The organism is Capnocytophaga sp. oral taxon 380 str. F0488 (assembly GCF_000318255.2).
Classification (GTDB): domain Bacteria; phylum Bacteroidota; class Bacteroidia; order Flavobacteriales; family Flavobacteriaceae; genus Capnocytophaga; species Capnocytophaga ochracea.
The window spans coordinates 24,055-39,073 of sequence record NZ_KB291210.1; the positions used below are offsets into that span (position 1 = coordinate 24,055).

9 protein-coding genes are annotated in these 15,019 nt (G+C 35.7%); 4 read left to right on the top strand and 5 right to left on the bottom strand.

The features are described from left to right. Positions 1-277: 277 nt before the first annotated feature. The 4 genes from HMPREF9078_RS07260 to HMPREF9078_RS07275 all read left to right on the top strand — a co-directional run bounded on the left by HMPREF9078_RS07260 (position 278) and on the right by HMPREF9078_RS07275 (position 9,823). Positions 278-4,663, top strand: a complete 4,386-nt coding sequence (locus tag HMPREF9078_RS07260) for a gliding motility-associated C-terminal domain-containing protein (protein ID WP_009420048.1) — start codon at positions 278-280, stop codon at positions 4,661-4,663. A 145-nt stretch (positions 4,664-4,808) separates the two neighbouring features. Further along, entirely contained in the window at positions 4,809-5,720 is a 912-nt protein-coding gene (locus HMPREF9078_RS07265; protein ID WP_009420049.1) for a type IX secretion system membrane protein PorP/SprF, read from the top strand. Between the two features lie 57 nt (positions 5,721-5,777). Next, a complete protein-coding gene (locus HMPREF9078_RS07270) occupies positions 5,778-7,730 on the top strand; it encodes an OmpA family protein (RefSeq protein WP_009420050.1) in 1,953 nt (650 codons plus the stop codon). Positions 7,731-7,840: 110 nt separating this feature from the next. Continuing rightward, positions 7,841-9,823: an OmpA family protein gene (locus tag HMPREF9078_RS07275; protein ID WP_009420051.1), complete on the top strand. Its 1,983-nt coding sequence runs from the start codon at positions 7,841-7,843 to the stop codon at positions 9,821-9,823. A 63-nt stretch (positions 9,824-9,886) separates the two neighbouring features. On the opposite strand, the gene lipB is transcribed toward HMPREF9078_RS07275, so the two are convergent. The 5 genes from lipB to HMPREF9078_RS07300 all read right to left on the bottom strand — a co-directional run bounded on the left by lipB (position 9,887) and on the right by HMPREF9078_RS07300 (position 14,652). Beyond that, complete coding sequence (gene lipB, locus HMPREF9078_RS07280) at positions 9,887-10,582, bottom strand: lipoyl(octanoyl) transferase LipB (RefSeq protein WP_009420052.1); 696 nt, start codon at positions 10,580-10,582, stop codon at positions 9,887-9,889. Beyond that, positions 10,560-11,435: a neutral zinc metallopeptidase gene (locus tag HMPREF9078_RS07285; RefSeq protein ID WP_009420053.1), complete on the bottom strand. Its 876-nt coding sequence runs from the start codon at positions 11,433-11,435 to the stop codon at positions 10,560-10,562. Before HMPREF9078_RS07285 ends, lipB begins: the two co-directional genes overlap by 23 nt. Positions 11,436-11,496: 61 nt before the next feature. Then, on the bottom strand, positions 11,497-12,504 hold the full coding sequence (asnA, locus tag HMPREF9078_RS07290) for an aspartate--ammonia ligase (protein WP_009420054.1): 1,008 nt from the start codon (positions 12,502-12,504) through the stop codon (positions 11,497-11,499). Positions 12,505-12,528: 24 nt separating this feature from the next. Continuing rightward, complete coding sequence (locus tag HMPREF9078_RS07295; RefSeq protein WP_009420055.1) at positions 12,529-13,527, bottom strand: hypothetical protein; 999 nt, start codon at positions 13,525-13,527, stop codon at positions 12,529-12,531. Positions 13,528-13,629: 102 nt separating this feature from the next. After that, the gene (locus HMPREF9078_RS07300) at positions 13,630-14,652 is read right to left on the bottom strand and encodes an OmpA family protein (protein WP_009420056.1); all 1,023 of its coding nucleotides are present in this window, start codon (positions 14,650-14,652) and stop codon (positions 13,630-13,632) included. Positions 14,653-15,019: the final 367 nt, after the last annotated feature.

Genomic DNA, 15,019 nt, shown 5'->3' on the forward strand with positions numbered 1-15,019 from the left:
AAAGACGAACAAAAGACGAACAAAAGACGAACGATAAACGAAGGAACAACGAATGTAAAGTGGAAGTAAAGTGAAGGAGAGATATATTAAAAAGCTTTCTTTATTCACTTATTTTCCAATTGCTGATATCTGTTAAGCGGGTATTGTAATGACAGCTATTATATATGAATAATATATTCATTAGGCACTGATAAAAAATAAATGTTAAAAATCTTGTGTTTTTATGGGTGAAGACGTAATTTTGCCTTGCAGAAAGAAGTTTTTTTAAGGCTTAATAATGATGTGGGATTTTAAACGAACAGTAAATGTATTTACTCTAATACTACTACTTATACTCTTTTCTTCAACAGAGATTCTTAAAGCACAGCAACTAAAAACTGTAATTTCAGAGAATATAAAATTTACTACTTCTGGTTTTCAGGAAGGTACTTATATTTCCGTGAGAATTATTTTTCCCAAAGATAAAGAAAAGATAGATATACGATTCGCTTTTCCTGAAGGAATTGAATATGCGGGATATACTCTTGAAAAAAACAGTGCCATACGAAAAGTTACTCCCAAAGATATAAATTTACCTAATAACCCTGTGCTTACTGTACTAAGTAGACCAGGAAGTACAACACATCTTTTAGTGAAACGCAGAATTACTAAAAGAGGGTACAGCTATCTGAAAACACATCTATCTCTTCAAGATGAAGTGGGGGTAATGATTGATGAGGTAACGGTTGCTACTAAAAAATCTAATGAATATTTTTTAAATACTCCTAATCTGCAAATTACGACACAAAAGGTGAAAGAGAATTCTATGGGGGATTATTCGAGAGTATTCAGTATTGAGAATAAAACCATAGAGGGGAAAAGAGTAGGTATCATAAACGATATTTATTTTTCGGTGAAACACCCGTTAGGGGTTAAAACACGAAAAATGATTTACAATAAAAAAGTACTTGCTCCCATAAGTAAAGTGCCACAGCATATAGGGCAAAATGGAGGAGAGGATTTGTATGTGATACGAATTTCGGAAGGATTAAAAGAGAAGGAAGGAGTTTGGATTACAGAAGAGTATACGGCGAAAGGTTGTAAAGCCAATGGAGAGGTGCGTTATGAGGCTTATTGGGGAGAAAATCCTTTGGAATTATATGAAGTGAGTAGTGCTGTTCAATCGATTACAATGCAGGTGGCAACTGATGAAAAACCTAATGTTATTTTAAATCCACAGAGTACAGCAACTTATTTTAAATGGAGTGATGGCTTCTGTGGAAATACTTTGGGAATGTTTACTGCACAATATATTAATAAAGGGAATGCAACGGCTTATGACCTTCAACTGACCCTTTATGAAGAAGAGGATGCGGTAAAATTTAAGGCTTATAAGCCTACGAATTTCCGTATTATAAATAGTGAGAAAAAAGAAATTATTATCCCTGATAAAGCCATACAAATGCCTGATGGTGTGTTAGGAAAACGCATCATTAGCTTTGCTGAATTAGAGAGCTTTAAGGATTTAGCATTAGGACAAAGCAATATAGGTCTTACTGATGAAGATGGTGACGGGGTAAGAGATGATTTGGCACCAGAAGAAAAGTTAGAAATACGTTTTGATTTAGTTAGAAATGATAATATTCCCTGTTTATCATCTACCGAAGGGATATTTGCAGTAAGTATTATTACTGAGCTTTCTTACCATAGCTTGTGTGGTATTTCTTTTCATAAACAAGAGTCATTAAGTGACCATACTTTTAAACGAAAAATAAAAGATGTGAAAGACACTTCAAAATTTCCTATCTTATTAGCACTTAACCAACCTATACCGGCTTCAATATCTTTTACTGCTTCTGTAACTTCACAAGACAATATTCAACAATTACAATCACATCACAAAGAAATAGCAGAAAAGAAGTATCGTTATGAGCTGTTGTTACCCGAAGGAATGGCAATGATGAATATAAAGTTTTATAAAGCCGATGCTTATGGGGGTTCGGTAGCATCTGCAATAACTCTGCCTGATGTCCCTTCGGGAGGAACATTCAGTTATACCACAGCAGATGAGGTTTGGGGATATATCACTTTTGATATGATTTTAACAACCTGTAAGGCAAACAAGGTTTCTTTGCAATATTCAATTTGGCAAATGGATAAGAATAGGTATAATACTTATTGCAAAATACCCTATATCTGTACACAAAGGACGATAGTTGCCAAGTGTCCTGATGTGTGCTTTGAGAATGCCCCTAAAACACTTTCAACAACAATAGAAAGGGCTGATAATTCGTATGGTTGGACAGATTATACAATGACCCAACGGCAAAAGCGTGCAAAAGTGAGGCAAGAAGACCGCAAGCGAGCTCTTTACTTAGACGATATTGAAATAATATCGGAGGGAGTACAATTAGGGGGCTCTACTAAGAATCTTTATTATTATGTGCAGGTACCTAAAACAGTGGTATTATTACCTAAACAGGTTAGTTTAAAGATAGGAGAGCATCTTATAACATTGGTTGCCAATCAGGGTGTCCTTCGTGAGACTATCGATAATGAAAATAATTATTTCTTGTGGAATTTAACAGAGGCATTACCTTCTCGAGGAGTTTTAGCAGATGAGAAATTTACTGCCGTTGCTACTTATCAAGTGAAGAGTTGTACTGCCGAAGATGTTACTTCAACCTCTCAATTAAAAGAAGAGATAGGTTCTTTTTTCTATAAAGTTGATGGAACAAAAGAACAAACCATAAATGAAAGAGGTTATCATACGGAGGAATTACATTGTGGAGAAGAGAGTAAAAGTGTATTTTATATTGTAAATATACCTGATGAAGATGTTTATTCTTGCTATAAGATGAAAGATTGTATGTTATTTCCTTTACGAAATAAGACAGAGAGTAGTGTTATTCAGCAGACTACCGATAGAATATTTAAAGATGAATATCGCCCTAAGAGGCTTGTAAAGATTATAGAGATAAAAGTGCCTAAGGGTTATGATTTGGTAAAGCCGGTGGCGTATCATTATTTAGAAAACACGGTAACTAATGTAGTGCATATTCCGTTAGAAAGCTTTACAACGGATGAAGATAAGGATTTTAAAGTGTATACTTATACTAACCCTATGAAAGGAACGGAGGGATATTTACCTCCAGAAATTATTTCGGGACAAAATGATGAGACTCAGTATATAGAAGTTTTTGTACAGCCTACTTGTAAAGCAAAAGTATGTACAAGCGAAGAAGAAGCCTTTAACCATAATCAATTAGTAATTATGGGGGTAACCTATGAAGGTTTTTATTATCATTATGCTAATAGTGGAGAGACAAAGATTACGAAACAAAATACATCGAATACTTTGCTTTATGGGGGACAGCGCTCTATCACTTTGCAGTCCATCACCCCTCAGAATATAAAAATACATAACACGACCTTTTTTATAGACTTTAGGTTACAAAATTTGAATAGGGAGCCCATAGATAATATTTGGCTTATGCTCCCCAATATACAAGGTATAGAAATATTGAGATTGTTAGCAATAGACCCTATTAAACAGAAAGAGCAAAGAGTTGTCACAGCCCAAGATGTGCAAGGGAAGAAGTATTATTCTTTAAGTGAGCTACGAGCCTATACAGATATGGTTTATCGATTGGAATACCGAGTGACTAACTTCGATATGACACATTTTACCGTTGAGGTTTATGCAGGCAGGAATTGTAATGATAATTTAATGGAATGCAATATGCAACAACTTGTGTATAATGTAGAAAATGAAAAAGGAGTAACACCTGATATTGTTGTTGTAACACAACCCGAGAGTCAAGCGTTATGCAATGGAGAAAGAGCTGTATTTACTTCTGAGGCTAAACTTATCTCAGCAAGTGCTACGGGAAAAAACATCGGCTATCAGTGGCAAGAATTAAGTAACAAAAACACTCAATGGAAGGATATAGATACAGAAAAGGGCTCTGTTAGAAGTGGAGATAAAGTAACCTTATTTTTTGATGCTGTCAATGCTGACTTAAACGGGAATAAGTATAGGGTGAAATATAGTTATACAGATGTAAAAACTGCTACCGTTCAGTATTCTGAGGAAGCAATGTTGAAGGTGAATTATTTAACAATTGAACAACAACCTACCTCAGATGTTTATATTCAGAAAGCTTTACCATCGCCTTTATATGTGATAGTGAAGGGTACCACTACACCTGTGTATCAGTGGTATGAGAGTACTATGAATACAAATATCGGTGGTAAGGCAATAGATTCTCGCGCGAATAGTTATACACCTTCAACAGAAACAGTAGGGGAGAGGTATTATTATGTGACTATAACCAATAGATGTGGCACTGTAACAAGTTCAGTAGCCAAAATAGAGGTAAAAGCAGATACTTTTACAACAACAAGTGAATTGAAAAGAATTACTGTTTACAATGGCTTATCAGCAAACGGAGATGGAAAGAATGATTGTTTTTATATCAGAGGGATAGAGCATTACCCCAATAATAGAGTTAAAGTATATAATCGGGCAGGTGAAAAAGTGTTTGATGTAAAAGGGTATGACAATACTTCTCGCGTATTAAAAGGAGATAAAATGCCCTTAGGAACTTACTACTATGTGTTAGAATATTACGATGCTCAACGAAAAGAAACACAAATAGGGTGGCTGTATATACAAAAATAATAAGGGTATAGATATAAAATATTGTGTAAAAAGTGGTAGAAATGTAAAAAAGTTGTACTTTTGCCGAAATAAAAGTCAGTTAGATTTATTATCTACTTGATTAACAGCAATGAAGAAAAATAGTTAAGTAATACACAGTTTAAAAATGATTAAAAAAGCGTTTATTTTAGTATTAACAGTGTTTAGTGTAGGGGTATATGGACAACAAGAGTCGCAATATACCCAGTATATGTACAACACTATGATGTTTAACCCAGCTTATACAGGCTCAAGAGAGGTAGGCAGTTTCTTTGGTATGTTTCGTACCCAATGGGTAGGTATCAAAGGAGCCCCCACTAATGGAAGCATTAGTTATCATCAACCAATGGAGAGCTTACGCAATGTAGGTTTGGGAGGAAGTATTTTTAGAGAGAGTATAGGACCTCAAAATCAAACGGATTTAGCGATTGATTTTTCATATACTTTGAACTTTGAGAACTCTAAATTAGCTTTTGGTATCAATGGTTCGGGTAGCTTATTTCAAATAAATTATGATGAGCTAACCAAACAAGACCAAGCAGACCCTAACTTATCGGGCAGTGAGAGCGTTTTTTCACCTAATATAGGAGCGGGTATTTATTGGTATACTGATAAGTATTATTTAGGGTTTTCAGTGCCTAATATGTTGGAAACCACTCATTACAACAAGAGTTCAGTGTCTGTGTTGAAGAATACGCAGCATATGTATTTAATCGGTGGTTATGTGTTCAACTTGTCAGAGAACACAAAATTCAAACCCGCAGTGCTTTCTAAGATAGCTTTTGGAGCACCTTTGCAATTGGACTTATCGGCAAACTTTATGTTTAATGAGAAGTTTGTGTTGGGGGCAGCTTATAGATGGTCGGCAGCAGTGAGTGTAATGGCAGGTTTTCAGATAAGTGAACGTTGGTTCGCGGGATATGCTTATGACTTTGAGACGACTGAATTATCAAAATATAACTCAGGTTCACACGAAATCTTTTTGCGTTATGAACTGCTCAAAACCTATAAGAAAATAGTGTCTCCTCGTTTCTTTTAGTTAGGAAGGAGAACAGAGAGTATAAGCCTTTATAAATTACTTAAAATTGAATTGTTGATGAGAAAATACACTTTTATAATAGCCTTATTTTGTGGAATATCTGTACTGTTTGCCCAGAATGAGAAAGAGTTGCAAAAGGCAAAGGAAATGTATAAAAACTTTGCTTATGTTGATGCTATAAAAATATATGAAAGCATTGCTAAGAAAGGATTTGTGAATCAAGATATATTAGAAAATCTTGGTAATTCATACTACTACAATGCCGAATACAAGAAAGCATTACCTTGGTACAAACAGCTATTTGAGAATAAGAAATATAAAATCAAACCTGAATATTACTATCGCTATGCACAAGTACTAAAATCAGTAGGGAAATATGACGAAGCAAATAAGCTAATGTCTCAGTTTGCTGAGCTTACAGGTAATAATGATACGCGTGCTGTACTTTATGAAGAGAATAAGGACTATCGGGAAGTGATAGAGAGTAATTCAGGACGTTTGCAATTACACCCAGTAGCTATTAACACCGAATATTCAGAATATGGGACAGCTTTTTATGGTGATAAAATAGTTTTTGCAGCAGCTAATAGCGGTAGAGCTTCTAAAGGAGGAATTTCACAATGGACAGGAGAGAGTTTTTATGACCTCTATATAGCAGACCGCAATAAGCAAGAATTAAGTAATAAGAAACCTTTTTCATCAGCTTTAAATACAAAGTTTAATGAATCTACGGCTGTGTTTACAAAAGATGGAAAAACAGTGTATTTTACCCGTAATAACTATGTAAATAAAAAGATAGGGACGAATGGAGAAAATACTATCTTACTAAAAATACTTAAAGCAACGAAAGATGAAAAAGGAGATTGGGGAAATGTGGTAGAGGTGCCATTTAATAGTAACCAATACAATGTGGCACACCCAGCCTTGAGTCCTGATGAAAAATATCTTTATTTTGCTTCAGATATGAAAGGAACCTTAGGGAGTTCGGATATCTTTCGCGTAGAGATTTTAGGAAATAATAAATACGGTAGACCCGAAAATTTAGGAGATGTTATTAATACGTCGGGGCGTGAATCTTTCCCTTTTATCTCTAAGAATAATGTGCTGTATTACTCATCAGATGGCTTTCCAGGGTTAGGAGGTTTGGATATCTTTGCGGTAAAGTTTTATGAAGACGGAACAGTATCAAAACCTATTAATATAGGTAAGCCAGGTAATAGTGCTGATGATGATTTTTGTTTTATAATGGATAGTGACAGTAGGATAGGATTTTTAAGTTCTAACAGAGCTGGAGGAAAAGGCAAAGATGATATTTACAGCTTTTATGAAGAGAAACCTTTATCCTTTGACTGTGAGAAAATGCTGAAAGGAGTACTGAAAGATGCTAATACAAAAAGCGTTATTGTAGATGCTCTTATAGTACTATCAGATAGAACAATGAAACAGATAGATACTCAAAGAACTAAAGAAGATGGTACTTTTGCATTCAAGAAGGTGGATTGTAAAGAATTATATTATTACCTAAGAGCTGAAAAAGATAAATATGAAACCACAGAAGTGAAAGTATTAACGGGTAAAGAAGGAGATATCTTTTACGAATTCTTGTTAAAACCGAGAGAAATAGCTATCTCAAAGGATACTGATTTAGCTAAAGTATTTGAGATAAAAGAAATATACTTCGATTTAAACAAGTCGAACATCAGACCAGATGCAGCGGTAGAATTAGCTAAGATTGTGGAAGTGATGAAACAATATCCTAAGATGAAGATAGATATTCGTTCGCACACCGATAGCCGAGCTACAGATGCTTATAACTTAGCTTTATCTGACCGTCGGGCTAAAGCAACTCTTGAATGGATAGTTAAGCAAGGTATTGACCGCAAGCGATTGAAAGCGAAAGGCTATGGAGAAACGCAATTAGTAAATGGTTGCTCAAATGGAGTGCCTTGCACTGAAGAACAACATCAAGCTAACCGCCGTAGTGAGTTTATTGTGGTAAGTATGGAATAATAGAAATATTGTAATGGAAGATTAGGAGTTATAAATTAACTCCTATTTTTCTATTTACCCAGTTGATATTACAAACTTTCTTTTTTATAATTTTTTCCTTTTATTGATTTATGAAGAAACAAATACCTTTCTATTTATTAACCATTCTTGTAAGTACTTTCACACAAACTATTTGTGGACAAAGTGAAAAAGAAGCTTTACAGAAAGCAGCTAACTATTACAAGAACTTGGATTATGTACAGGCTATTAATGCCTATGAAAGTATTGCCCGTAAAGGAGTGGAAACCCAAGAGCTATTAGAAAATTTGGCTAATGCTTACTACTATAATGCCGATTACAAACAAGCGAATAAGTGGTATGCAAAACTCTTTGCAAATACTGATGCTAAGACAGGAAAACCTTATAATATTAATCCTGAATATTACTATCGTTATGCGCAAACTTTAAAATCAGTGGAAGATTATGAAGCCTCTGACAAAATGATGAATAAGTTTGTGGCTCTTAAAGGGAATACTGATTCGCGTGCAGTACTCTTTCAAAAAAATAGAGATTATCAGGCAGAAATTAAGCGAAATTCTGATAGAATGGTATTACACCCCTTGCAGATTAATACTAATAAATCAGAGTATGGGACAGCTTTTTATGGTAATAATATAGTATATGCTACTAGCAAAGGAGGAATTTTAAAGAAGCGTGCAGATTGGACAGGAGATAATTTTTATAGTTTGTATGAGGCAACTACCGATAGCTTGCAAGTTTTTAAGAAAGGAAAGCTCAATGGTATCAATACTAAGTTTAACGAATCGACAGCTGCGTTTAGCAAAGATGGAAATACGGTTTATTTTACTCGTAATAACTTTATCCATAATGAAGTAAAGACTAATGGGGACGAAACAGTATTGTTGAAGATATTTAAAGCTACCAAAAATAAGAGCGGTAAGTGGGAAGATATAAAAGAAATGCCTTTTAATAGTAATATTCATAGTGTAGCCCACCCTGCTTTAAGTCCTGATGGCAAATATATTTATTTTGCATCGGATATGAAAGGTACTATTGGAGCATCGGATATTTATCGTGCTAAAATACTGAAAAACGGTTATGGGAAGCCAGAGAATTTAGGAGCACTTATCAATACACAAGGTAGAGAGTCTTTCCCATTTGTTTCAGATGATAACATATTGTATTATTCATCAGATGGTTTTCCTGGTTTAGGAGGATTAGATATTTATGCCGTGAAATTAAATGAGGAAGGCAATCCCATTTCTAAACCTGTGAATGTAGGTCGCCCTGCCAATAGTGCTGAAGATGATTTCTGTTATGTAATTAACACTCATACTAAAATAGGATATCTTACTTCGAACAGACCAGGAGGTAAAGGGAGTGATGATATTTATAGTTTTTATGAGGAAGCCCCAGTACAGTTCTCGTGCAAACAAGCCATTAATGGGATCGTTAAAAATGCAAAAAGTTTAGAAGTAATAGCAGATGCTAAAATTACTTTATTAGATAAGTCATTGAAGTTAATAGAAGAACAAATCTCGAATAAGGAGGGGACTTTTAGTTTTCTTTATACTTCCAATTGCAAAGATGAACAGCTAATAATTAAAACAATAAGGGAAGGTTTTTCTTCTGATGAGCAAAATATTACTTTAACAGGATTAAAAGACGCATATGCTGAAGTATTGTTATCTCCTATTGTTGAGAAGAAACCTATAAAAATAGGAGATGATTTATCAAAGGAATTAAAAATAGATAATATATACTTCGACTATGATAAAGCTAATATTCGTCCTGATGCAGCTGAACAGTTGGCTAAAATAGTAAAAGTAATGGAAGAGTACCCTACTATGAAAATAGATGTGCGCTTGCATACTGATAGTAGAGGTTCTGATAGCTATAACTTAGCTTTGTCACAAAGACGTGCGAAATCAACTATTAAGTGGCTTATAGCTCACGGTATTCACAAAGATAGGATTACCGGTAAGGGATATGGAGAAACGCAATTAGTAAATGGTTGCTCAAATGGAGTACCCTGTACTGAAGAACAGCATCAAGCAAACCGTCGTAGTGAATTTATTATTATATCAATGTAAGAAAAGAATATTTCTATAAAATAGGAGGGAGGTTATTATTTTGATACCTCCCTTTTTTATTCTTTATAATGTTGCTTCAAAGATTTCTTTAAAATGAGTAAGGATACGTTGTTTTACTTCTTGAGTATCCACTTTATCTTTTGCTAATTCTACATTTAGAGACGTTACTGCTTTACCGCGAATACCACAAGGGATAATATTATCAAAATAGCCTAAATCAGTATTTACATTTAGGGCAAAACCGTGCATTGTTACCCAACGAGAACAACGGACCCCCATTGCGCAAATTTTACGAGCAAAAGGCGTTCCTACATCAAGCCAAACCCCTGTCTCACCTTCACTGCGTTCGCCTTTGAGACCATAATCGGAAAGGGTATGGATAATCACTTCTTCTAAAGAACGCAAATATTTGTGGATATCGGTGAAAAAGTTTTCTAAATCTAAGATAGGATACCCCACAATCTGTCCAGGTCCGTGATAGGTGATATCTCCACCACGATTGATTTTGTAAAAAGTAGCCCCTTTATTTTTTAGTCCTTCTTCATCGATGAGCAGATTCTCTATATGACCGCTTTTGCCAAGTGTATATACGTGAGGATGTTCTACAAAAAGGAAATAATTAGTAGTAGGCAGGGTTGTGCCATTAGCTTTGTTATTTGTTTTTTGTGCGACTATTTCTTCAAACAGCGACTCTTGGTAGTCCCACGTTTCTTTGTAGTCTTTATTACCTAAATCCTTAACGATTACTTGTTTGTTCATAAATAGTTTGAATATTACCCTGACGGATATCTCCAGTATTGTACCCTTTGGTAAACCAGTATTTGCGTTGTTCAGAAGTACCGTGAGTGAAAGAATCGGGTACTACGTGTCCTTGCATACGTTTTTGTATAGCATCATCACCTACAGCGTTAGCCGCACTAAGAGCTTCGTCAATATCATCGGCATCTAAATATTTTTGGTTGTGATGTGCCCATACTCCCGCATAGAAATCGGCTTGTAATTCTTGTGCTACCGACCATTTATTGGCAGCTGCTTTGGAGAGCCCTTGTTGTTTTTGGCGTACTTGTTGCGAAGTGCCTAAAAGCGTTTGGATATGATGCCCTACCTCGTGTGCCATTACGTAGGCAATAGCAAAATCGCCACCTTTAGCTCCGAAGCGTGTTTTGAGTTCTTCAAAGAAATCCATATCCATATAGAGCTTTTGGTCAGCAGGACAATAGAATGGACCTACTGCAGAAGAGGCAGTTCCACAGCCTGTATTTACATTAGCAGTAAAGAGTACCAAGGTAGGTTTCTTATAGGTTCCTAAGCCATTTTGAGCAAATATTTTATCCCATACATCTTCGGTATCGGCGAGTACTGTAGCGGTAAATTCACCTATTTTCTTTTGTTCGGCAGTGAGTTCCACGCGTTCTACCGCTTGTTGAGTTTGGTTGCCACCTGCTACTTGACTTACTACAGAGGCTACTTGTTGTCCTGTTTCGCCTCCAAAAAGTTGTAACAATACTACGATGATACCTACGATACCACCGCCTGCTATAAGACCACCTTTAGCACTTATTCCGCGACGGTCGTCTACATTGCTACTTTGTCTTCTTCCTTCCCATTTCATAGTTTATCTTGTTATATTTTGGTGCAAAGATACATCTTTTCTCAATATGTACAATATCCGTTTACAATAAATGAATTCCGTTCTTATCGCATAACTGAACCATATCATCTGTCCATATTGATGCTTGTACTTCACCGATATGAGCTTTTTGCAAGAGTAGCATACAGATACGAGATTGACCGATACCTCCCCCAATAGTTAAGGGTAATTCACCGCGTAATAGCATTTGATGGTATTCTAACTTCTCGCGTTCTTCTGATTTTGAAGCTTTCAGTTGAGAATGTAGAGAGGCTTCGTTTACTCGAATACCCATTGAAGAAAGTTCTAAAGCGCTGTTTAGTATAGGATTCCAAATAATAAGGTCGCCATTGAGTTCCCAATCGTCATAATCGGGGGCTCTATTGTCGTGTTTTTTTCCTGAAAGAAGTGTTTTGCCTATTTGAGTAATAAAAACGGCTCCTTTTTCTTTGGTGAAATTGTGTTCACGTTCAGAAGGTGATAAGTTAGGATACATATCTTCTAATTCTTGTGAACTTATAAATGTTACTTCACGAGGTAAGAAAGCTCTACACTTGTTATATTCTTTTACTAAAAGCGCTTCTGTTTCAAGAAAGGCACTATATAGCTGTTTTACGGTTTGTTTGAGATAAGATAAAGTGCGCTGAGAGGGAGTTATCACTTTTTCCCAATCCCATTGGTCTACATAAATAGAATGGGTATTATCTAATTCTTCATCTCTACGGATAGCATTCATATCAGTATAAATGCCTTCGCCTGCTTTAATACCATAGCGTTTCAGGGCTAAACGTTTCCATTTAGCAAGTGAATGGATAATTTCTATCACTTCACCTTTGTAATCTTTCATTTCGAAGCTAACAGGGCGTTCTATTCCGTTGAGGTTATCATTAAGACCTGTGGAACGCTTCACAAATAAAGGAGCCGAAATACGTGTGAGGTTTAAAGCACGCGCCAAAGCCTGCTCAAAAGAGTCTTTGATTAGTTTTATAGCTCGCTCGGTATCCATTATTCCGTAGGGAGTTGAGTAGTTCTTAGGGATAATAATAGTCATAATCAGACGATAATAAGCTGTTTGTTAATTTAGTAGCTTGCTTTGAGTTAATAGCATTAGTTCTCGTACTGCTTTGGTAGTTATAGGGTGTTCATCGGCACGAACATCATAACCATTCATTTCGCCTATATTCCACAAACCTATACCATCAGGGAAGGCTTGAGAATCTTTAATTTTGGAGGCAATCTTCTCAAACCATTTAGCTCTCTCAGCATCATTTCCTTTGTATTCTTTTCCTGTTTCCTCAATAACCAAAGGTTTACCAATGCTATGGCAAAAGGCAACTAATTGGGGAATGCTATTAATAGCGTCGTCGTCGTATACGTGTATGGTGGGGATATCAATCTCGGGCAACGACCATATTTCTTTAAAACCTAAATCGGCATCGGTACCCCAGCCGTCTTTGCCTTGATGAAGGAACGCACCTGCTGAAATAGGGCGAGTTACTCCCATTTTCTTCAACTGAAGGGCTAACCGTTTATAGAAGGCAATGAGATTAGCTTTATTACCCGCTTTCTCTATTGGATTATCACTGTATTTACTAAAAGGCTCGCCTGCTATGGCTATGAAAGCAAGGTGAGGGTCGTTTTTATAAGTATATCCTTTTATAGGGGTTCTGTTTAAAACAACTTCTAAATACGGAGTCCAATCGGTAGAAGGTGAATAAGGGTTGATACCTTCTTTTATGAGTTGATTTCGTATGTAGGATAAATCTAAAACATAAGTCATACCGCTGGCGACTATTTTGGCTACTTTTCTATCCATTTCGTCAAACTTATGCTCGGGGTCACTGGTTAAATCTTGCAAATGACCTTTATCTTTTTGTATCATATCAGTCAATCGCATACAATTAATACCCATAGCTTTAGCATTAGCAATCCATTTATCGACATTAGGAGCTCCATAAGCAGTAGCAATTCTTAATCCTGCTCCTGCTTTTGGTTCTTTGTTTTCAGGATTTGATTTTTCGTCTTTACAAGCGATTAGTAAAACAAAAAATAGGAGTAAATATTTTCCTTTCATATTGTGTAAGTTTTTTTAATTTTAGAATCAAAGAAACTACACTTTGCTAAACTTGCTGTTTAACAAAGTGTAGAAGCTATGAAAATTAATGAAAAAAGTATTTTATTTTTCGATAATAATAAATTCTACGCGTTTATTGGCTTGGTGTTCTTCTTCGCTACAAGGTACTCCGTTTTCGCAACCATTTACCAATTGCGTTTCGCCATAACCTTTGGCAGTTAATCGGTTAGGAGAAATACCTTTGCTTACAAGCCATTGATAGATAGATTGCGCTTGAGTTTCGGTGAGGTTCATATTGTAACCGTCTTCTCCTCGGCTATCGGTGTGCACTTTAATTGCTATCTTTACAGTAGGATTGGCTTCCAAAAAAGCCACAATTTTAGCTAATTGCACAGAGGCGTCATATCGGATATTGGTTCTTCCGTAGTTAAAATGAATATTATCAATGGCAAAAACAGGGGCTAAATCATCGCCCTCGTTAAGGCTTATTGTGTGAGGGGCTAATGATATTGTTTTTTTGAGAGTGTTATTGTTCTCAAAAACGATAGGGGTATCGGCAATATCATAATCTTTTTTTACGATTTCCACAAAGCCATTTTGGAAGTTACAGTTCAGTTTTTTGGTAGTAAAAGAGCCTTTACTATCAGTTGTATTGCTGGAAAGAGCTCCCATAGCACTATCGAATATATAAACTTGAGCACCAGAAATTTTGGCACCTGTTTCGGCATCGGTTACAGTGCCTATAATTTCACGAGAGCAATCTGGTGTAGGGTTAGTTTGAGGAGCGTCGCTTTTTTTTGTGAGTACCTCAAATAGGTTAAATTGTTTTTTAGCTTCGTCTTTTTTACCTAAGGCTTGCAATACCACTGCATAGCGGTAACGGTTGATAGGTTGAGGAGAGTAGTTACCGTCTTTCATCAGTTTTTCATACCAATAGAATGCCTTAGGATAATCTTTACTAGCATAGTAATAATCGCCTAATCGTTCTACAACTTCTTGTATTTCATATCCTCTATCTACTACTGTGTTATAAATTTCGACAGGAGATACTTTTATTTGTGAAAAACCTAAGGAGCAACCTCCTAAGAATAGCGCAAATAATACTTTTATCTTCATATTTTTCATTTCAAATTAAGGCACAAATGTACAAAAACTTCTTAAAAGTTGTACAGTTTTCCTTTTTAATTTAACATTTTTAACAATTTCTCTCTTAGTTAGAGTTAGGTAACTTATACCTTATTTCTACCTTTACAAAATTAGTGCCAATTTTTTTGATTAACAAATTAGATGTAAACTGTACGGGCAGTTGTGGCATAATGGGCAGTGCGAGCTACGCAGATGATTAAGTTAGCAAGCTGAGAGAGTTGGATTATCGAAAGATTTCGGAGAGGTTCGGAAGGAGTAAATTAGCTAAAAAGTGAAAAATAGAGGGTAAATGGGTATGCTTAGCTTATAGGGAGCTTATAGGAAGCTTGAACGAATCTTGGACGAT

Bases quoted from the DNA above. Each gene is read 5' to 3' on its own strand.
- HMPREF9078_RS07260 (WP_009420048.1), top strand. From the start codon at position 278: ATGATGTGGGATTTTAAACGAACAGTAAATGTATTTACTCTAATACTA.
- HMPREF9078_RS07295 (WP_009420055.1), bottom strand. From the start codon at position 13,527: ATGAAAGGAAAATATTTACTCCTATTTTTTGTTTTACTAATCGCTTGT.
- HMPREF9078_RS07300 (WP_009420056.1), bottom strand. From the start codon at position 14,652: ATGAAAAATATGAAGATAAAAGTATTATTTGCGCTATTCTTAGGAGGT.
- HMPREF9078_RS07275 (WP_009420051.1), top strand. From the start codon at position 7,841: ATGAAGAAACAAATACCTTTCTATTTATTAACCATTCTTGTAAGTACT.
- HMPREF9078_RS07285 (WP_009420053.1), bottom strand. From the start codon at position 11,435: ATGAAATGGGAAGGAAGAAGACAAAGTAGCAATGTAGACGACCGTCGC.
- HMPREF9078_RS07270 (WP_009420050.1), top strand. From the start codon at position 5,778: ATGAGAAAATACACTTTTATAATAGCCTTATTTTGTGGAATATCTGTA.
- asnA (WP_009420054.1), bottom strand. From the start codon at position 12,504: ATGACTATTATTATCCCTAAGAACTACTCAACTCCCTACGGAATAATG.
- HMPREF9078_RS07265 (WP_009420049.1), top strand. From the start codon at position 4,809: ATGATTAAAAAAGCGTTTATTTTAGTATTAACAGTGTTTAGTGTAGGG.
- lipB (WP_009420052.1), bottom strand. From the start codon at position 10,582: ATGAACAAACAAGTAATCGTTAAGGATTTAGGTAATAAAGACTACAAA.